21 protein-coding genes are annotated in these 18,209 nt (G+C 71.8%); all 21 read right to left on the bottom strand.

Going from position 1 to position 18,209, the window contains the following annotated elements; translation table 11 throughout:
* Positions 1–155 precede the first annotated feature (155 nt).
* Positions 156–641 (bottom strand): glutathione peroxidase, encoded by a 486-nt coding sequence (locus I847_RS0117560; RefSeq protein ID WP_028050728.1) that lies wholly within the window; start codon positions 639–641, stop codon positions 156–158.
* Between the two features lie 49 nt (positions 642–690).
* Positions 691–1,113, bottom strand: coding sequence for a hypothetical protein (locus I847_RS0117555; protein WP_155856209.1), 423 nt, complete (start codon positions 1,111–1,113; stop codon positions 691–693).
* Positions 1,110–2,687, bottom strand: coding sequence for a hypothetical protein (locus tag I847_RS0117550; RefSeq protein WP_028050726.1), 1,578 nt, complete (start codon positions 2,685–2,687; stop codon positions 1,110–1,112). Before I847_RS0117550 ends, I847_RS0117555 begins: the two co-directional genes overlap by 4 nt.
* Entirely contained in the window at positions 2,684–3,520 is an 837-nt protein-coding gene (locus I847_RS0117545; RefSeq protein ID WP_155856208.1) for a hypothetical protein, read from the bottom strand. The genes I847_RS0117550 and I847_RS0117545 overlap by 4 nt, the downstream gene beginning before the upstream one ends.
* On the bottom strand, positions 3,517–3,999 hold the full coding sequence (locus I847_RS0117540; protein WP_028050724.1) for a hypothetical protein: 483 nt from the start codon (positions 3,997–3,999) through the stop codon (positions 3,517–3,519). Before I847_RS0117540 ends, I847_RS0117545 begins: the two co-directional genes overlap by 4 nt.
* A 201-nt stretch (positions 4,000–4,200) precedes the next feature.
* Positions 4,201–5,409, bottom strand: a complete 1,209-nt coding sequence (locus tag I847_RS0117535) for a flagellar hook protein FlgE (protein WP_028050723.1) — start codon at positions 5,407–5,409, stop codon at positions 4,201–4,203.
* 25 nt (positions 5,410–5,434) lie between these two features.
* The gene (locus tag I847_RS0117530) at positions 5,435–5,875 is read right to left on the bottom strand and encodes a flagellar hook assembly protein FlgD (RefSeq protein ID WP_028050722.1); all 441 of its coding nucleotides are present in this window, start codon (positions 5,873–5,875) and stop codon (positions 5,435–5,437) included.
* A gap of 32 nt (positions 5,876–5,907) precedes the next feature.
* On the bottom strand, positions 5,908–7,428 hold the full coding sequence (locus I847_RS0117525; protein WP_028050721.1) for a flagellar hook-length control protein FliK: 1,521 nt from the start codon (positions 7,426–7,428) through the stop codon (positions 5,908–5,910).
* Complete coding sequence (locus tag I847_RS24615; protein WP_051275030.1) at positions 7,425–8,138, bottom strand: C40 family peptidase; 714 nt, start codon at positions 8,136–8,138, stop codon at positions 7,425–7,427. The genes I847_RS0117525 and I847_RS24615 overlap by 4 nt, the downstream gene beginning before the upstream one ends.
* Positions 8,138–8,581, bottom strand: a complete 444-nt coding sequence (locus I847_RS0117515) for a flagellar export protein FliJ (RefSeq protein WP_028050720.1) — start codon at positions 8,579–8,581, stop codon at positions 8,138–8,140. Before I847_RS0117515 ends, I847_RS24615 begins: the two co-directional genes overlap by 1 nt.
* Complete coding sequence (locus tag I847_RS0117510) at positions 8,578–9,915, bottom strand: FliI/YscN family ATPase (RefSeq protein WP_028050719.1); 1,338 nt, start codon at positions 9,913–9,915, stop codon at positions 8,578–8,580. Before I847_RS0117510 ends, I847_RS0117515 begins: the two co-directional genes overlap by 4 nt.
* Positions 9,912–10,607 (bottom strand): FliH/SctL family protein, encoded by a 696-nt coding sequence (locus I847_RS24610; RefSeq protein ID WP_051275029.1) that lies wholly within the window; start codon positions 10,605–10,607, stop codon positions 9,912–9,914. The genes I847_RS0117510 and I847_RS24610 overlap by 4 nt, the downstream gene beginning before the upstream one ends.
* Before the next feature lie 7 nt (positions 10,608–10,614).
* A complete protein-coding gene (gene fliG, locus I847_RS0117500) occupies positions 10,615–11,616 on the bottom strand; it encodes a flagellar motor switch protein FliG (RefSeq protein ID WP_028050718.1) in 1,002 nt (333 codons plus the stop codon).
* Positions 11,613–13,241 (bottom strand): flagellar basal-body MS-ring/collar protein FliF, encoded by a 1,629-nt coding sequence (fliF, locus tag I847_RS0117495; protein WP_028050717.1) that lies wholly within the window; start codon positions 13,239–13,241, stop codon positions 11,613–11,615. Before fliF ends, fliG begins: the two co-directional genes overlap by 4 nt.
* The gene (locus I847_RS0117490; RefSeq protein WP_028050716.1) at positions 13,241–13,549 is read right to left on the bottom strand and encodes a flagellar hook-basal body complex protein FliE; all 309 of its coding nucleotides are present in this window, start codon (positions 13,547–13,549) and stop codon (positions 13,241–13,243) included. Before I847_RS0117490 ends, fliF begins: the two co-directional genes overlap by 1 nt.
* On the bottom strand, positions 13,549–13,947 hold the full coding sequence (gene flgC, locus I847_RS0117485; RefSeq protein WP_028050715.1) for a flagellar basal body rod protein FlgC: 399 nt from the start codon (positions 13,945–13,947) through the stop codon (positions 13,549–13,551). Before flgC ends, I847_RS0117490 begins: the two co-directional genes overlap by 1 nt.
* A complete protein-coding gene (locus tag I847_RS0117480) occupies positions 13,947–14,288 on the bottom strand; it encodes a flagellar basal body protein (RefSeq protein WP_028050714.1) in 342 nt (113 codons plus the stop codon). The genes flgC and I847_RS0117480 overlap by 1 nt, the downstream gene beginning before the upstream one ends.
* Before the next feature lie 284 nt (positions 14,289–14,572).
* Positions 14,573–14,956 carry a hypothetical protein gene (locus I847_RS24605; protein WP_231384268.1) on the bottom strand — a complete coding sequence of 128 codons (384 nt, stop codon included), beginning with the start codon at positions 14,954–14,956 and terminating at the stop codon, positions 14,573–14,575.
* A 1-nt stretch (position 14,957) separates the two neighbouring features.
* The gene (gene fliS / locus I847_RS0117470) at positions 14,958–15,401 is read right to left on the bottom strand and encodes a flagellar export chaperone FliS (protein ID WP_028050713.1); all 444 of its coding nucleotides are present in this window, start codon (positions 15,399–15,401) and stop codon (positions 14,958–14,960) included.
* Between the two features lie 50 nt (positions 15,402–15,451).
* Positions 15,452–16,807, bottom strand: a complete 1,356-nt coding sequence (gene fliD, locus I847_RS0117465; protein ID WP_028050712.1) for a flagellar filament capping protein FliD — start codon at positions 16,805–16,807, stop codon at positions 15,452–15,454.
* Between the two features lie 148 nt (positions 16,808–16,955).
* The gene (locus tag I847_RS0117460) at positions 16,956–18,155 is read right to left on the bottom strand and encodes a flagellin (RefSeq protein WP_028050711.1); all 1,200 of its coding nucleotides are present in this window, start codon (positions 18,153–18,155) and stop codon (positions 16,956–16,958) included.
* Positions 18,156–18,209: the final 54 nt, after the last annotated feature.

Raw genomic sequence — 18,209 nt, 5'->3', positions numbered from 1 at the left:
GGCTCAGCCTTCCGGTGGTTCGATCGCCGAGAACAACCTCGTCTACGCCAGAGGGGTCTCTGACGTCGTTCAGGTTGTTCTCGACCGGTTCTCCCCGGTCCATCGGCAGCATCCGGCCCGATTGAAGCAGTTGGGCGGGGGCCGTCCGCGGTCGGTCACACGGTCGGCAGCGAGGCCGTGATGAGGTCGACGATCTCGGGGGCGTCCGGCTCGACCTTCGGGCGGAACCGGTGGACCGAACCGTCCGGCGTCACGACGAACTTCTCGAAGTTCCACGTGATCCGGCCGGCCTTGCCCGACGCGTCTGGTGCCTTGGTCAGCTCCTTGTAGAGCGGGTGCGCAGACCGGCCGTTGACCTTGGTCCGGGCGAACATCGGGAACGTCACGCCCCAGGTCGTCGAGCAGTACTCGGCGACGGCGTCGTCGGACCCCAGCTCCTGCAGGAACTGGTTGCTCGGGAAGCCGAGGACCGTGAAGCCACGGTCGCCGTACGTCCTCTGGAGCTGTTCGAGCTTCTCGTACTGCGGCGCGAGGCCGCACCGGGAGGCGACGTTGACGACGAGCCTGACCTGGCCGGCGTACGCACCGAACGTCGTGTCGTCACCGTGCAGGGTGGTCAGGGGGATCTCGTCGAGAAGCACGCCTCGGTCAACCCTGCTGAGGGGTCAGCCATTCCCGCGCCGATCTCGGCTACGTCGAGCCGATCGGCGGGCACTCGGTGCTGAGGGTTGCCGACGGACGCGGCTTGCTCGACCGCGGGCCCCACCTCTGCGACGACTTCCCGAGTCCCCCGATGCCCGGGAACCTGTTCTCACCCGACACGAGCGTGACGCTCGACGTCTGCACGTAGCGCCCTTGCCAGAGGATCTCCACGATCTGCGTCGCGACGCAGTCGAACTCGTCGGGTGTGAGGTCCGGGTCGAGGACGATCTCGCCGTCGTAGTGCGGGCCGTAGGTCGGGTCGGTCGAGAAGTCCAGCGACGCCGACGTCACCCCGGGCAGGTCACCGATCTGGGCGACCAGGACGTCGTCAGGCACCGAGCCGACCGATCCGGTGCAGGCAGCGAGCGCGAAGGCGACGGCCACGGCCCACACAGCCGGCCGGGACCTCAACTCGTCACCTCCCACCGGGTCACGGTCGCGGAGCCGCCGAAGAACTTCTCCGTGTCGCTGCGCCACGCCGCCACGCTCGGGTCCGTCGAGGAGTCGACCAGGGCGCCGGTCTGGGCGTACAGCCGGTTGTCGTGGGCCGCGGTCGGTCCCGGGTCGAGCTCCGCAGTGCCGCCGTGGGAGTACGGGGTCGCCACGGTGAGCCTGGACTCCGGGACGTCCCGGTTGACCGTGACGACGTTGGGGCGGTCCGGGTTCTCGTGGCCGTCGAGCATCGGGACGACGTCCTGGTTGTGCTCCAGGGCGAGCACGGAGACGGAGGGCGGGATGTCGAAACGGGCGATGGGCGACCCGCCGGTGACGACGGCCTCCACGTCGTAGCGCGCGCGGAACGCGGGATCGGCCGCCAGCGACGCTGCGATGATCCCGCCCTGGCTGTGGCCCGTCAGCATGACGGGCTCGCCGGGCCGGATCCCGGCGGCGTCCATCGCGGCGGCGACCTCGCGGGCGACCAGCGTGTCGTGGCCCGCCATGAGCTGCAGGTTCGACGTCAGGTCGAACGGGTTCGCGCCGCGCTCCCCCGACCACTCCTCCGTGCCTGGTATCTGCACGATGTGGGTGACCGTGCCGTCCGGCTGGGTCCGTGTGACGACCTGCACCTCACCGCGGTTGTCCGGCTGCTCGTCCCGGTAGAGGTCGTACTGCTCGAGGAAGATGCCCTCGACCGACGTCGGCGCGTGCCGCTCCTCGCCGTACGGGACCATGAGGAACTGACCGTCGGGACCGTGCACGGGAATCCCGTCCGCGTCCATGACCGGCACGGTGGCAGGGATGTCGGCCGCGGTCACGTGCACGTCTCCCGTGTCCTGGAACTGCCCGGCCAGGCCACCGGCGACGAGGAGACCGGCGATCGCGTCCTCGTAGTCGCCCGTGGGCCACGCGCCGCCCGAGAGCAACGCGGCCAGTCGGGGCCCGCCCGGAAGACCGAACACCGTGCCCTGCACGAGCCCCGGCGCCATGCGGGTGAGCGACTCCCCGAGCCAGGGATTCTCGTAGAGGCCCTCGGAGAGCGCTGTCGTCGCACCGCTGAGGATGCTGTCGCGCTCGGCGACCAGGCGCGCCAGCAGCACGACACCGCCCGGTTGGACGGCGATCGTCGAGAGGCCGCCGAGCACCGCGAGCCCGCCCGCGACGGCCAGGGTCGGCAGCGCGAGCCCGACGACGAACCCAGCGGCGGTGTACAGCTTCTCCATCGCCCACTCGCCGGCCTCGTCCACGAGCTCGTAGGTCGTCGCCGACGCACGGAGCACCACCGCCGTCGCCTCGAACCCGGTGCTCACCAGGATCAGCCCGTCCGGCCCGACGGTCGCTGCCGTGACCGCGGCCTCGACGCCCGCGACCTCTGCCGGGCAGAGCACCGCCGCCTCGAGGACGTCCGGGCTGACCGCCACCTCCGCGACGGTGCCCGACGACCGCCGGACGTCGTCGCCCAGGTTGTCGAGCAGCCCGGCCTCGGAGCGCAGGTCCTGCAGGCGGGCGCCCATGCCACCCGCACCGCCGTGCACGTCGATGCTCATGAGTCCCGCCCTTCGACGCCATCGCGGCGAGAGCTCTCCGTCGCGCCGGCCGTCGCCTGCAGCGCGACGCCGAGGCGCCCGGTCAGGTCCGAGAGCAGCCGGCGCACGATGTCCTCCGGGGAGCAGGGCGTGTGCCGCACCATCGCGTCCGGCGTACGGACGAGCTCGACCCAACCCGCGTCACAGCGCAGCCAGCTGCCGACGCTCGCGCCGTCGCGACCCACGCTCCGCGCCGTCAGCGTGAGGCTCCCGGAGACACCACGGACGGCGGCCGCGACGACCGCCGGTGGCTCCGCGAGCCCGAGCTCGGCGCACAGGACCTCGACGGTCGTGCGGTCGCCGGTCCGCATGGCCTTCGCGAGAGCGATGGTCAGCTCCTCCGGAACCACGGCCTCGGTCGTCTCGATCAGGACGGGCGCGTCGGGCACCAGCCGACGCACCTCGTCGAGGAGGTCCTCGATGTCGAACGCGCTGACCTCGATGCCCGGGCGCAGCACCGCCCCCGCCGGTCCGGCCGCGGGGACGACGTCGACGCCGCGCACCAGGGACGAGCACACCCGCCCGTCGGACCACAGCACCCCGAGCGTGGCCCGCTCGCCGCCGACGGACGCGACCTCGACCTCCAGGAGCGCCGACCCGCGCAGGCCGACGGCAGCGCGCACGTCGGCGTCGACCGGCACGTCCGCGGCCTCGAGGTCGACCGGTGCGCCGGTGCGGGTCGACGAGACCGGCTGCGCCCAGTCGGGCAGACCCGGCACACCGCGGCTCGCCGCCACCCAGTCCTGCTCGTCGAGCCGGATCCGCAGCGCGCCCTCGAGGGGGCGGAGGCTCACCTCGACCACGACATGCTCTTCCCGATCGTGTCGGCCAGGCTCGTCCAGTCCGGCGAGCCCACCTGCGGGAGCCGCACCCGATGCCCGAGGATCGCCTCGGCACCGGCCTTCGCGACCGCCTCGCTGCTGGTCAGCGCGGTGTGCGCCGCCTGCGCGGACAGTCGCTCGACGGTGCGGCTCGCTGCGTGGATGGCGTCGTCGACGAAGTGCATCGCCTTCTTGATCGCCGCCTGGCGCTCCTCCAGCGTGTCCGCGAGATGGGTCACCGCGGCTGCGGCCGCGACCAGCTCGCCCCTCGCCCGGTCGACCTGGCGCGCGTGGTCCGCCAACCGGTCGCGGTAGCGATCCGCCGCGACGCCCACCCACTCGATCCCGGCACCGGCGCGGACCCTGCTCTCCGTCCGGTCGAGATCGTCGGCTGCCGCCCGGACGCGCCGGGCATGGGCGCGCAGATCCTCAGGGTTCCCACCAAGTGCCACCGCGCGAGTCTAGGGAGGTTCGACGACCTCCGACCCCGGTTTGCGAGGTCGAGACCGAACGTGCTCCGGGCCGGTCGACGCATGGCGCATCGCGACGGCCGAGCGTGAGGGTCTCGACGCCGAGCCGCCGCGCATCATGCCCGGACGCACGAACGGCCGATGCCCGCGTCAGTGCGGGCATCGGCCGTTCGGTCAGCGGCGTCAGCGCTTGAGGTTGACCAGCTCCTGCAGGACCTCGTCGGAGGTCGTGATGACGCGGGAGTTCGCCTGGAAGCCGCGCTGGGCGACGATCAGGTTGGTGAACTCGCTGGAGAGGTCGACGTTCGACATCTCGAGCGCGCCACCGGCGAGCGAGCCGCGGCCACCGGTGCCGGCGGCACCGACCTGGGCGTTGCCGGAGTTGACCGACGTGCGGAACAGCGAGCCGCCCGCCTTCTCCAGGCCGGACGGGTTGGTGAACGAGCCGAGCGCGAGGCGGCCGATGGTCTGCTTCAGGCCGTTGCTGAACGCGCCGGTGATCGTGCCGTCGGCACCCAGGGCGAACGACTGCAGCGTGCCGGCGGCCTGGCCGTTCTGCGTCTTGGCCTTGACGGTGTCGAGGCCGGAGAACCCGGTGAGCGCACCGAGCTCGACCTCGACGCCGTTGACGCCGAACGAGGTGGGCGTGGCGCCCGCGGTCGCGAGCGGCTGCAGCGCACCCGTGGTGGGGTCGAACGTCAGGGCGCCGACGTTGACCGGGCCGCTGCCGTCGTCTGCGACGAGGCTCCAGCCGGTCGCGTTCTTGGTGAAGTCGAGCGACAGCTCGCGGCTGTTGCCGAGCGCGTCGAAGACGTCGACCGTGCGGTGCAGGACCGTCGGCGGGGTGGACGGCGCGGCGGCGTCCAGGTTGCCCTCGTAGGACGCGGTGCTCGTCGCGACCGCGGCCATGAGGGAGCCGGCGGGCACGCGCAGGTCGGACAGCGGGCCGTTGGTGTCGACGACGCCGTTGACGGCCGCCCAGCCCTGCACGAGCGCACCCTCACCGGGGAGCACCATCTGGCCGGTCGCGTCGAAGTCGAACGACCCGGCACGCGTGTAGAACTGGTCGCTGCCCTTGCGGACCATGAAGAAGCCGTCGCCCTGGATCATCATGTCGGTGCTGCGGCCGGTGATCTGCGAGGCACCCTGCGTGAAGTTGGTGGTGATGCCCGCGACACGCACGCCGAGGCCGACCTGCGCCGGGTTGGTGCCACCGGTGCCCTGCTGGGCGCCGCCCGCGTTCTGCAGGACCTGGGACAGCGTGTCCTGGAACTGCGTCTGCGACGACTTGAAGCCGGTGGTGTTGACGTTGGCGATGTTGTTGCCGGTGACGTCGAGCATGGTCTGGTGGCTGCGCAGACCGCTGATGCCGGAGAAGAGTGAGCGGAGCATGGTGAGTTCCCTTCGGGTGGGGTGGTCAGGCAGAAAGAGCGGAGGTGGGCGAAGCAGTGACGGAGGAGACGGCGTCCAGGGCGACCTCGTCGTCGCCGATCTGGACCTGGGGCACGGGGCCCGCGTAGGAGACGCTCGAGACGCTGCCGGTGCGGTCCACACCGTCGTCGCCGGTCCAGGTGACCTCCTGCCCCACGAGGGAGGCGGCGGCCATGCGCATCTGCAGCGCGAACGACTCACGCTGCGTGTCGGCGAGCTCGGTGAGCTTCTCCATGGTCGACAGCTGGGTGGTCTGCGCCATCATCTGCGAGGTGTCCATGGGGCTGGACGGGTCCTGGTTGCGCAGCTGCGCGACCAGGAGGTTCATGAAGGCTTCCTTGTCGAGCTCGCCGTTGGCCTTGTTGGCCGCGGCCGCCGCCTTGGCTTCGGCGCTGACGCCGAACGACGTGGAGATCGGGGTAGTCATCTGTCCTCCGTACTGGTGGGGGTGGCCGGGCCTCAGAGGTCGAGGTCGAGGCTCCGGTCGCCCGCGATACGGGCTCTGGTCGGGGTGGTGAGGGTCTCGGGTACTGCCGACGAGCCCCGGGGGGCACCGCCGTTGCGGGAGCCGCGGTCGCCGTCGGACGCGCCCGTCAGGCCGCCGTTCGAGCCACGCTGGTCGGATCGGCCCTCGGGGCCGACGTCGACGGTGAGCCCGTTCGCCGCGAGGTCCTTGCGCAGGTCCGCGAGCGCGCCCTTGAGCGCCTCACGGGACGCGTCGGTGGAACCGACGAGCTCGACCCGCACCGAGGTCGCGCTGATGTGCGCCACGATCCGCACGGGACCGAGGTTCTCCGGGTCGACGGGGACCGTGAGGATGTGCCGTCCATGGCTCAATCCCCCCGGCCCGGTCAGGGCGGTCAGTCGGGCCCCGAGCTGCTCCGCGAGAGGCGGAGGCGTCGGGGCGTTCGGGGTCGCGGGGGCCGGGGCCGGCGCCGCGGCCTGTGTCGGAGCCGACGTCTGCGGCGCGGCGATCACGCCCGACGGGAGCACGGTCGGCGTCGGGGCCGCGGTCGTCGGCGCCGCCGTGGTCACGTCGACGACCGGAGTCGCGGGGGCCGACGACGGCGCGGCGGCGTCCGCCGGAGCGGCAGCCGTCTGCGCGGTGCCGGCGGGTCGCTGCGCAGCAGGCGACGGGTCTGCGGCCACGGTGGTCGGCGCCGTCGCGGCGGTCGGTGCCGGGACCGCCGCAGACGCCGGGTCGGCCGGCGGCGTGAGCGTGCCGAGAACCGCGCCGGTCGAGGTGGCCGGCGAGGCTGTCGTCGCGACGACAGCCTGAACGGCCGGCCGTGCGGCGTCGGGGGCCGCGGGCACTGCAGCGGCCGGCTGGTCGGCGCGGGACGAGTCGGTGGGAGCGGCGGCGGCGGTCGTCACGGGGAGACCCGCCGTCGCGACCGCGGACGCGGCGAGCGCCGTCGCGTCCGCGCTCGGCAGGGTCGGGACCAGGTTCGCCGTCGATCCGCCCGGCGTGGTGTCGGTCGTCGACCCCGGCACCGTCGTCGCGGCTGTCATGGTCGCGTCGGCCGTGTCGGAAGCCAGGTGTTCGGGAGCCTTCCCGGCAGCTGCACCGTCCGCGGCGGCCTTGTCGGCGGCCGTGTCCGCAGCCTTGTCCACGTTCGCGGCCGCAGGCCGGTCCGCAGACGTGTCGACAGGCGTGTCGACAGACGTGTCCTTGTCGGCCGGCCTGGCGGCGGGCTCGTCGGCCGGGGTCTGCGCCGTGCGGGACCGCTCGGCCGATCGGGCGAGCGCCTTGTCGGACGCCAGCGCCTTGTCGGAGGCGCGCACCATCGAGCGCTGAGCGGCAGCGGCCTGCGCGTGGACGTCGGCAGCGGGACGCGTGGGCACGCGCACGGGGGTGCGCTCGCTGACGGAGACCCGCTGCAGCACGTCGGCGAAGTCGTCGGCCGGGGCCGCGGACGAACGGACGCTGCTCGTGCGGCCGACGGAAGCCGCCAGCGCGGTCACACCGACGCCGGTCATGCGGCGGCTCCGGCGGTGAGAGCGGCGTACCCGCCGGGGGCGGACGACGTCGAGCCGATCGCCTGAAGCGCCTCGAGGGTGGCGCGCTGTGCACTGGCTGTGGCCGATGCGCTCGTCACCCCGCTCGTGGGGGTGCCAGCGGAAGGAGCGGCGGTCTCCTGCGGCAGGACGCGCCGGATCGCCGACGGGGTCTTGTACACGTCCCGGACGGACACGTGCCCGCCCGGCTTGGGTGCGTCGATCATCTTGCCGTCTCCTACGTAGATGGCGATGTGGCTGCCGCCGTTGAAGACCAGCAGGTCTCCGGGCAGCGCCTGGTCGAGGTCGGGCACGGCGCTGCCGAGCGTCATCTGCTCGCGGGCGGTGCGCGGGATGCCCGTCACGCCGATGTCCGCGAGCGAGCGCTGCACCAGCCCGGAGCAGTCGAGGCCGCCCTCGGACAGGGACTCGCCGCCCCAGACGTACGGCGTGCCGACGTACTTCTCGGCGGCGGCGATCAACGACTGGCCGGTCGGGCCGGCGGACGCCGTGGTCGTCGGGACCGCCGTGTCCGACAGCCCGAGGGCCGCGAGCGCGTCGGTGAACGAGGTGGCGGTGGACGCCGTCGCTGACGCCTTCGTGGAGGTTGTCGTCGGCAGGGTCCTCTGCGGCTCGACGAGCTGCCGCAGCTCCCCGATGCGGGCCTGCACGGCCGCGATCCCGTTCGTCATCAGCCCTCGCTCCCGTTCTGCGAGCCGGCGTCCGACGCGCGGCGCCCGGCGATCTCGTCGAGCACCTTCTGCTCGGCGCGGGACTCCTCGAGGCGCTCGGCCTCCTGGTGCCGCTCTTCGAGGCGCTCGAGCGCGCGCACCTGCTGGCGCGCCTCGCTCCAGGTCTCGGCACGTTCGTCGGACACGGTCTCGGCGGTGGCCACCTCGATCCGACGCTCCGTCAGGAGCGAGCCGAGAGCCGCGCGGCCGGCGATCGCGGCGCGGAAGGCGAGCATGTCGTCCCCGCTGGGCAGGGTCGCTCCGCTGAGGCGCTCCGCGGTGTCGCGGGCACGCTGCTCGGCGCGGGCCTGGTCGCGGCGGGCCAGGGCCAGCTCGGACGCGGCACGGTCCTCGGTCAGCGTCCGCAGGCGCAGGAGGCCGGCGAGGGGGAACGGCCTGCTCATGACTCGTCTCCCAACGCCTCGACGAGCGCACCCAGGTGCGCCCACGACTGTGCACTGGCAGCGGGCTCGTCCATCCCCTGCCGCAGGAACGCGTCGATCGCCTTGCCGTGCGTGACGGCCGCGTCGACGAGCGGGTTGGAGCCGGCGACGTACGCACCGACGTCGATGAGGTCCTGTGCCTGGCGGCGCGCGGCCATCACGGCACGGAGGCGTGACGCCAACGCGCGCTGGTCTGCGGAGGTCACCCGGTTGGCGACGCGGCTGATCGAGGCCAGCGCGTCGACGGACGGGAAGTGGCCGGCCACCGCGAGGCGCCGGTCGAGCACGACGTGCCCGTCGAGGATCGAGCGTGCGGCGTCGGCGATCGGCTCGTTGTGGTCGTCGCCGTCGACGAGCACGGTGTAGAGCCCGGTGACCGAGCCGGTCCGGCCCGTTCCGGCACGCTCCAGGAGCTGCGCGAGCAGCGCGAACGTGCTCGGCGGGTAGCCGCGGGTCGCGGGCGGTTCGCCGACCGACAGGCCGATCTCGCGCTGCGCCATCGCCACGCGGGTCAGCGAGTCCATCATCAGCACGGCGTGCGCCCCGCTGTCGCGCAGGTGCTCCGCGATCCGGGTGGCGACGAACGCCGACCGCAGCCGGACGAGCGGCGGCTCGTCGGAGGTCGCGACGACCACCACGGAACGGGCCAGACCCTCAGGGCCCAGGTCGTCCTCGAGGAACTCGCGGACCTCACGACCACGCTCACCGACGAGCGCGATGACGGACACCTCGGCGTCGGTCCCCCGCGCGATCATCGACAGCAGGCTCGACTTGCCGACGCCGGACCCGGCGAACAGGCCCATGCGCTGGCCGCGGCCGACCGTGATCAGGGTGTCCATGACCCGGACGCCCAGGTCGAGCGGGGTGTCGACGCGGGCCCTGTCGAGCGGGTGCGGAGCACGCCCGTCCATCGGGACCCACGCGTCCGCGCGCAACGGGCCCAGGCCGTCGATCGGCCGACCCAGGCCGTCGATGACGCGGCCGAGCAGCCCGGTGCCGACGGGGACGTGGAGCGAGCGGCCCAACGGGCGCGCGTCCATCCCGGCGCGGAGCCCGTGGGTGTGACCGAGCGGCATGCAGCGGACGGTGCCGTCGGCGGTCGCGACGACCTCCGCGAGCACCGAGTCGTCCGGACCGTCGCCGATGCGCACGAGCTCGCCGAGCGCGGCGTCCGTGCCGGCCACGTCGATCGAGAGCCCGACGACCGTGCGGACGGTGCCGACGACCTCGGGGGTCACCGCCGCGAGGGCGGCGCTCCAGCGGCTGCGGGGTGCGTCTTCCAGGAGGGTCGTCATGCCAGCTCCCCTGCCAGCGCGGCCCGCGCCCGCTCGAGGGCGGCCCCGATCCGGGCATCCAGGTAGCCGTCGGGGTGCACCGCGAGCGCGTCGCCGGGAGCCAGCGACGGGTCCGCGACGAGCCGGACGCCGTCCGGGAGGTCGTCGACGCCGATGCTGTCCAACGTCTCGAGGTCACGCGGGCTGAGGTGCACGGTGACGGCCTCGGCCGAGCGCGGCGCGGAGAGCACGCGAGCCAGCGCGGCGCGCGCGGACTGCTCGTGGTCGGACAGCTCGACGCCGAGCACGGCCCGCGCCAGCTCGAAGGCCTCGGTGTGCAGGAGCTCTTCGGCGTCGTGGAGCACGAGAGCGGTCCGCGCCGACGCGGCGTCCGCGGCCCTCGCCAGCACGTCGAGCGCCTGGCCGAGCAGTGCACCCGCCGTGGCGGCCTGCTCGGCACGCTCGGTAGCGGCCCGGGCTGCTTCCACAGCGGCGACCGCGGCGGACTCACGGGCGCCCGCGGCGAAGCCGGCCGCGAAGCCCACCGCGTGCGCGCTGTCGCGGACGTCGTCGCTCAGCTCGACAGCCCGCAGCTCAGACGGTCGGAACGCATCGGGCGCGCCGGACGCCGGCGGCACGACGCCGAACCCGCCGGGCACGAAGCCCGAGCGTGCTCGCGTCGTCGCAGCATCCATGGTCGTCAGTCCGACCACCAGACCGTCACGCAACGTACTCGTCCTCTCCGTCGCGACGCAGCACGATCTGGCCGGCTTCCTCGAGCCGGCGGATCGACTGGACGATCTCCGCGCGGGCGTCCTCGACCTGCGAGAGACGCACCGGGCCGAGCATGTCGATCTCCTCGACGAGGTTGTCGCGGGCGCGCTCGGACAGGTTGCGCAGCACGGTGTCGCGGACCTCGTTGCTGACACCCTTGAGCGCGATCGACAGCTGGTTGGTCTCCACGGCACGCAGCACCAGCTGCATGGCACGGTCCTCGAGCAGGACGATGTCGCCGAACACGAACATCCGGCTGCGGACTTCCTCGGCCAGCTCCTCGTCGCGCGCCTCCAGGCCCTCGAGGATGAGCTTCTCGGTGGTCGGGTCGGCGCGGTTGATGATCTCGACGAGGGGCTGCAGACCACCGACGGGGGCCAGCTCGCGGGGTGCGAGCACGGTGGACGCCTTGCGCTGCATCGACTCCGCGATCAGCGCGACGACGTCCGGCGAGGCGCGCTCCATGAGCGCGATGCGGTGCGCGACGTCGCCCTGCAGGTCCCTCTCGAGGCCGGCGAGGATCGAGGACGCGTGCTCCGGGCGCAGGTGGGCGAGCACGAGGGCGATGGCCTGCGGGTGCTCGCCGTTGAGGAGCGAGAGCACCTGCCGGGGGTCGGCCTGCTGGAGGAACTCGAACGGCTGGCCCGCCATGCTCGTCTGCAGCCGCTCCATCATCAGGCCGGCCTGCTCGGCGCCGAGGGAGGACACCAGCAGGTGCTGCGCCAGCAGGGTGCCACCGACGACGCCCGGCCCGACCACCGAGGCCGCGTAGAACTCCTCGAGCACCTGGTCGGCCATGACCTGCTCGACGTGCTCCAGGCGCATGATCTCCGCCGTGAGCTCCTCGATCTCGGCCACGTCGAGCTCGGCCATCACCTTGGCGGCACGGTCCTTGCCCAGCTGGAGCAGGAGCATGGCGGCCTTCTGCGTACCGGTCAGGGCGCTCATCGGCGTGACCTGCTCGACTCGCCGAGCCACCCGCGGAGCAGGTCGGCGACCTCGTCGGGCTGCTCCTCCGCGAGCATGGCGATCTCGGCGCGCTTGATGGCGACCGGGTCCGGAGCCAGCGGCAGCGGGGCGGGCGGCAAGGCAGGCATCGCGTCGATCTCGGCAGCCTCGAGCGCCAGCTGCTCTGCGCGCTCGTTCAGCACGGCGAGCTCACCCAGGTCGAGCGACGTGCGACGAGCCTTGCGGCTGTTGCGGCGGGTGAACGCGATGACGATGAACAGGATCATCAGGCCGATGACGACGGCCCCGCCGATCGCGGCCTTCTCCATCAGCGCGTTCTGGGCGGCGGCCTTCTTGTCGGCGTCGGCCTGTGCCAGCGCCTTCGTCGCGGCCTTGGCGGCGGTCGTGTCGAACGCCATGGCCTGCACCGCGATGGTGTCCCCGCGGGTCGCGTCGATACCGGCCGCGGCCGCCACCATCGCCTGCAGGTTGGCCATGTCGAGGCCGGGGGCGGCGTCCGCGTTCACGGCGACCGCGACGGACTGGCGCTTGACGGCGCCGGGCGCCGCCGTGGTCGTCTCGGTGGACTTGTTCACCGAGTTGGTGACGTCCTCGCTGGTCGACTTGTACGCGCCGCTGCCGTCCGCTGCGCCGCCGTTCGGCACCGCGATGTTGTCCGGGCCGAGCACGCCGGTCGCTCCTGCGCCCGCGCCGCCGCTGTACTCCTCGGTCTTGGTCGAGGAGGCGAGAGGAGCGGTGCTCGGCGACGGGGCCGAGAACTCCTCCTTGGTGGTCGACGTCTGGTCGTAGTTGAGCTGCGCGTTGACGGTGACCGCGGCGTTGCCGGCGCCCACCACGCGGTCGAGCAGCGCCTGGACGGCGGTGCCGACGCGGTTCTCGTAGTCGGTGGTCTGCTGGTCTGCCAGTCCGTTCCCCGTGGCGCCGGCGCCGGCGCCGACCGTGGACAGCACCTGACCGGTCGAGTCGACGACCGCGACGTCCGTCGGCACCATGTCCGGGATGCCCGCCGAGACGAGGTGCACGATCGACTGCACCTGTCCGGGGTTCAGGGTCGTGCCGGGCGCGGTCCGCACGAACACGGACGCCGTGGGGTCGGCCTTCTTGTCGACGAAGACGGTGTCCTCCGGGACCGCGAGCTTGACCGTCGCGGCCTGGACGCCGTCGATCGCGCCGATCGTCTTCGCCAGCTCGCCCTCGAGCGCGCGCTGGTAGGTGGTCTGCTGCTCGAACTCCGAGGCCGTCATGGGCATGTCGTCGAGCAGCGAGTAGCCGCCGCCGTCGGCGTTGGTGGGCAGGCCGGCAGCAGCGAGCTTGATGCGCTCGCCGTACAGCTTGTCGGCCGGCACCATCACCGTGGAGCCGCCGTCGGTCAGCTCGTACTTCACACCGTCCGAGGCGAGCTGGTCCACGATCGCGCTGGCGTCAGCACCCGAGAGGCTGGTGAACAGCGGCGTCAGGGTCGGCTTGTTCAGGGTGCTGCTGAAGAACGCGGCACCGAGCACCAGGACCGCGATGCCGATGATGCCGAGCGTGCGCTGTGCCATCGAGAACTGCTTGACGGCACCCGTGAGGCGGTCGAGAACCGCCTGGAGCTGTGCGGGCATCAGCCCTGCATCCGCATGATCTCGTTGAACGCCTCGACGGCCTTGTTGCGCACCGCGGCGGTCAGCTCGAGCGCGGTCGACGACTCGGCCGCCGCGATCGAGTAGTCGTGCACGTCGGTGAGGTCACCTGTGACGGCCTTGACCGCGAGGTCGTTCGTCGTCGACTGCAGCTGCTGCAGGTTGTCCACGCCGCTGAGGATGTTGGCGAACCCCGCACCGGAGGTCGAACCGGTGGCGGCGGGAGCGACGGGCGCCGTCGGGGCGGCGACGGACGTGACACCGCTGATCGCGGAGATGGGGATGGTCATCAGTTGCGTCCGATCTGGAGGGCTGCCTGGTAGGTCTCCTTGGCGCGGTCCACCACGGCGGCGTTCGCCTGGTAGCCGCGCTGGGCCATGATCAGCTGGGTCATCTGGCTCGACATGTCGATGTCGGGGTAGCGCACGTAGCCGTCCTTGTCGGCGAGCGGGTGGTCCGGCTCGTAGACGAGCCGCCCCTCAGCGCTGCCCTCGAGGACGCCCGCGACCTGGACGCCGCCGTCGCCGCCGGTCATCTCCTGGGCGATCACGTACTTCTGCTGGAAGGCCGACTCGCTCGTGGAACGGACGGTGTTGGCGTTCGCCAGGTTGTCGCTGACCGCGTCGAGCCACTTGCGGTGGACGGTCAGGCCGGTGCTCGCGATGCCGATCGCGCCGAAGATGGTCATCAGTTCGTCCGCATCGCGGCGCGCACGGACGAGAACTCGTTCGACATCGCCTGGGAGGCCAGCTGGAAGCGGAGGTTGGTGTCGACGTTCAACAGGGTCTCCTCGTCGAGATTGACGTTGTTCCCGTCTTCGCGGGTGGGCTCGAGGGAGCGGGCGACGTGTGCCGAGACGGCACCGTTGCCGTGGCTCACCGCCTTGGACAGCTCGTCCTCGAACGACACCTTCTTGGCGTGGTAGCCGGGGGTCTGGATGTTCGCGACGTTGTCAGCGATGACGCGCTGGCGCAGGGCCAGGCCGTCGAGCGCGCTGTGGAGCGCGACAGAGCTCACGGAATCGAACATGCGAAGGGTCCACCCCACCGAAGAGAAGTGCGTATCGGCCGATCCTTGGCCTGCTGCATGAGCGATCCGTGCTCAAGTCGATCCATCGGCCGGGGGGCCGGGGTTTGTAGGAGAAACCTGCTTCGGGCTCTCATTCACCCGTCCGGCGGCGCACGGCGGTGCGTCGGTCGTGCGTCGGCGGTGCGTCGGTCGTGCGTCGGCGGTGCGTCGGTCGTGCGTCGGCGGTGCGTCGGTCGTGCGTCGGCGGTGCGTCGGTCGTGCGTCGCCTGGCGCAGACGCGCCGGTCAGACCTCGTCGTCGAAGTAGACGGCGGCCTCCGGGTCACGGAAGCTCAGCGCCCGGGTGGCCGCGAGCTGGCGGCGGCTGACCACCACGGCCTGGCCGACCCGGCGGGACGTCTCGAGCTGCCGGCGCAGCAGGGCGCGGGCACGAACCTCGAGCGAGGCGGGCAGCGGGCCCAGGTCCTGCGGGGGTTGCCAGGCGGAGGCCCGCGCCACGTCCTGCACGGACGTCAGGTGCGCGGTGCGGAGCAGCTCGTCGGCGGAGTCGACGTCGAGCTCGAGCGCGTCGAGCGCGTTCGACCAGGCGGCGATCCATGCGACGTCGGCGTCGGAGATGGTGCCCCCCGTCGTGGCTCGCGCCCTGGCTCCGGCGCTCGCGGGAGACATGTCAGCCGACGCCGAGCAGGCCGGCGGTCATCGCGTCGTCGCGGGTCGGCATGCTGCCAGCGGGGGTCGACGCGGAGCGCGCGAGCCCGTCGGCCGCGTCCTGCCAGGCCTCGGCCAACGGCATGATGAGGTCGCGGCAGGCCACTGCACGGTCGGCGTCACCCTTGACACCGGACTCGATGAGCTCGGCGAGCAGGTACTGGTAGATCGACATGAGCTGCGCGCCACCCTCCCAGGCCTCGACCTGCAGGCTGACCATGAGCTCGGCGACGATCTCCTGGGCGTGCGCGAGGTGCTGGGTGCCCTCGACGCGGTCACCGGCGCGCAGGCAGCCGACGGCGCGGTCGACGTCGAGGAGCATGCGTTCGTACAGCATGGTGAGCAGGCGTGCGGGGCCGACCGTCGCGACCGCGGAGGCCACGTACTGCGAACGGACGCTGTGCATGAGGGTGTCCTCTTCAGTGGGGTCGGGAACGAGTGGTGGGAACGACGAGGTCAGCCGAGGGCCGCGAGCTGGCCGGAGAGCCAGGACGACTGCGACTTGAGCCCCGAGAGCGTGACCTCGAGGTTGGAGTAGGTGGTCTGCAGCGACTCGCGACGCAGCGCGAGGCGCCGGTCCCAGTCCTCGATCTGGTCGTTGAGGCCCGTCAGCTCCTTCTGCTGACCCGTGATCTTCAGGGTGAGCGTGCCGCTGATGGAGTCGCTGGTGCCCTTGGCCACGTCGGCCACGCGCTTCGCGATGCCGGCGACGACCTTCTGCACCTGCGCAGGGTCCTTGTCGAGCGCGGCGGCGAACTTCGCGGAGTCGAACGTGAACGTGCCGTCGCTGCCGACGACGATGCCGACGGAGGACGGCGAGATCCCGTCGATCGGGTAGGAGGCGGCGCTCGACACGGCCGTCTGGAGCTGGCGGACAGCGCTGTCGCCGGAGAACAGGCCACCCTTGACGACCGTGTGGCCGTCGGCGTCCGTCGAGGTCGTGGTCGAGGTCCGCGACGAGATCTCGGAGATGACGACGCCGAGGGAGCCGACGAGCCCGGAGGCGAGCGAGGTGAGCGCGGCCGTGTCGCGGGCGACGGTCAGCGTGACGGGGTCCGCCTCGACCTTGGACACCGTGAACGAGGTTCCGGACAGGACGTCCGAGAAGGTGTTGCTCTTCGAGGTCACCACCTGGCCGACGCTGCCGGGCCACAGGGTGACCTGAGCGTCCTGCGCGACCCGCGAGTCGATGAGGTCGATCTTCGTGGCGGTCCCGAGGGCGAGCTCGGCCTCGACGTCGGCCTTGGTGCCGGCGTAGACGGTGAACGCGGCGTCCTTGCCGGTGCTCTTGCCCGTCAGCTGCAGACGCGTGTCGGTGCCGACCGTCACGGCGACGGCGTTGACGCCGGCGTCCGAGCCCGAGATCGCCTTGGCGAAGGCGGCGGGGTCGGTGCCGACCGCGACCTCCGTCAGGGTGTTGCCGACCTTGATGGTGACGGTCGAGGCGCCCTTGGTCAGCGCGGTCGGGCTCGTGAAGGCGTCGGACAGCGAGATCTGGTTCTGGGCGACCTTGTCCACCTGGAACGTGAGCGCCGTGGCCTGGGCCACGTTCGTGGTGCTCGCCGTGACGGACGTGGCCGACGTGGTGGCCTTCGTCGCGCCCCACGAGGCGGCGGTCGCGGCCTTGGTGGCTGCCTCGGCGAGCGAGGCGACCTTGGTGTTCAGCGACTGGAGCGCCGAGACCATGGTGGTGGTGCTCGACTGCTTCGACTTCAGCAGGGTCTGCGGGGCGGCCTCCGCCTGCATCAACGAGTTGATGAGGGACGTCGTGTCGAGGCCGCTGATGAGGCCGTCGATTCCCATAGAACCCATGAGCTGTCGTCCGTTCGAGAGGTGCGAGGTACCGCAGTGCGGCCGGGGTCGGCCGGAGATGGAACACCGGTGGCGGGCGTCGTGACGACAGCCCGCCACCGGTGGGTCGTGCGTGGCTCAGGAGGGGTTGCCTCCGTTACCGGTCAGGTCACCGCAGGAGCGAGAGCACACCCTGGGGGATCTGGTTGGCCTGCGCGAGCATCGCCGTGCCGGCCTGCGACAGGATCTGCGAACGGGTGAAGTTGACCATCTCGGACGCCATGTCGGTGTCGCGGATCCGGCTCTCCGACGCGGACAGGTTCTCCACCGCGACGTTCACGTTCTTGATCGTGTGCTCGAAGCGGTTCTGCATCGCACCGAGGTTGGCGCGAGCGGTCGAGACGTTCTTGATCTGCTGGTCGATCAGCGTGATCGACGCCTGCGCGGCAGAAGCCGAGGAGAAGTCGATGCCGGCCTGGGTGTTCGCGACCTGCGTGCCACCGGTGACCAGGCCGCCGGCGTCGGGGTCCGTGACGTCCACGTCGCCACCGTCAAGGGCCTTGACGGAGACGCCGGTGGCGGCACCGTTCGCGTCCTTGATGACCGAGACGGAGAACTTCGAGTTGAAGTTCGTGTCACCGGACAGCTTGTCGGCGAAGTCCTGGATGTTGGTGATGCCGGCCGTCTGAGCTGCGGTGAGGTCCACCTTGACGGTGGAGACCGAACCGGCAGCCGTCGTGGACGTGAAGCTGAAGGACTGGGCGCCGCCGGCCTTGATGCCCGCGTCGTCGACGGTGAACGTGGTGCCACCGACGGCGAGCGCGCCGGTCGTGAGGTTGGCCGCGATCGCCTTGACGTTCGCGCCCGACAGGTCGACCGTGATCTGCGAGTTGGCGTCGCCGTCCGCGCCGACCTGGAAGTTCAGCTTGCCCGAGCCGCCGCCGGCGGTGCCGTCGAGGAGCTTGGTGCCGTTGAAGTTCGTCGAGCCGGAGATGCGGTCCAGCTCGGCGACGAGCTGCGTGGCCTCGGTGTCGATGTTCTTGCGAGCGTCGACGTTGTTCGAGTCGTTGGCGCCCTGGACGGCCAGGTCACGAACGCGCTGCAGGATGGAGTGGACCTCGGTCAGGGCACCCTCAGCGGTCTGGACGACGGAGACGCCGTCCTGAGCGTTGCGAGCGGCAACCTTCAGGCCACCGACCTGCGAGCGCAGACCCTCGGAGATGGCCAGGCCGGCCGCGTCGTCCGCTGCGCGGTTGATGCGGAAGCCGGACGACAGCTTCTCGAGGCTCTTGGCCTGGTCGTTCTGGGTGTTGCTCAGGTTGCGGTACGAGTTGATCGCCGCGATGTTCTGGTTGATCGAGAGACCCATGATGGTTTCCTCTTCCTTGATTCGGGTCGGGCTGCCCATCCATGGGCACAACCC

The sequence above is a fragment of the Cellulomonas sp. URHD0024 genome, assembly GCF_000426185.1.
Lineage (GTDB): Bacteria > Actinomycetota > Actinomycetes > Actinomycetales > Cellulomonadaceae > Cellulomonas.
The sequence above is the reverse complement of the archived record's forward strand: the minus strand, read 5'-3'. Positions and strand labels throughout refer to the sequence as shown.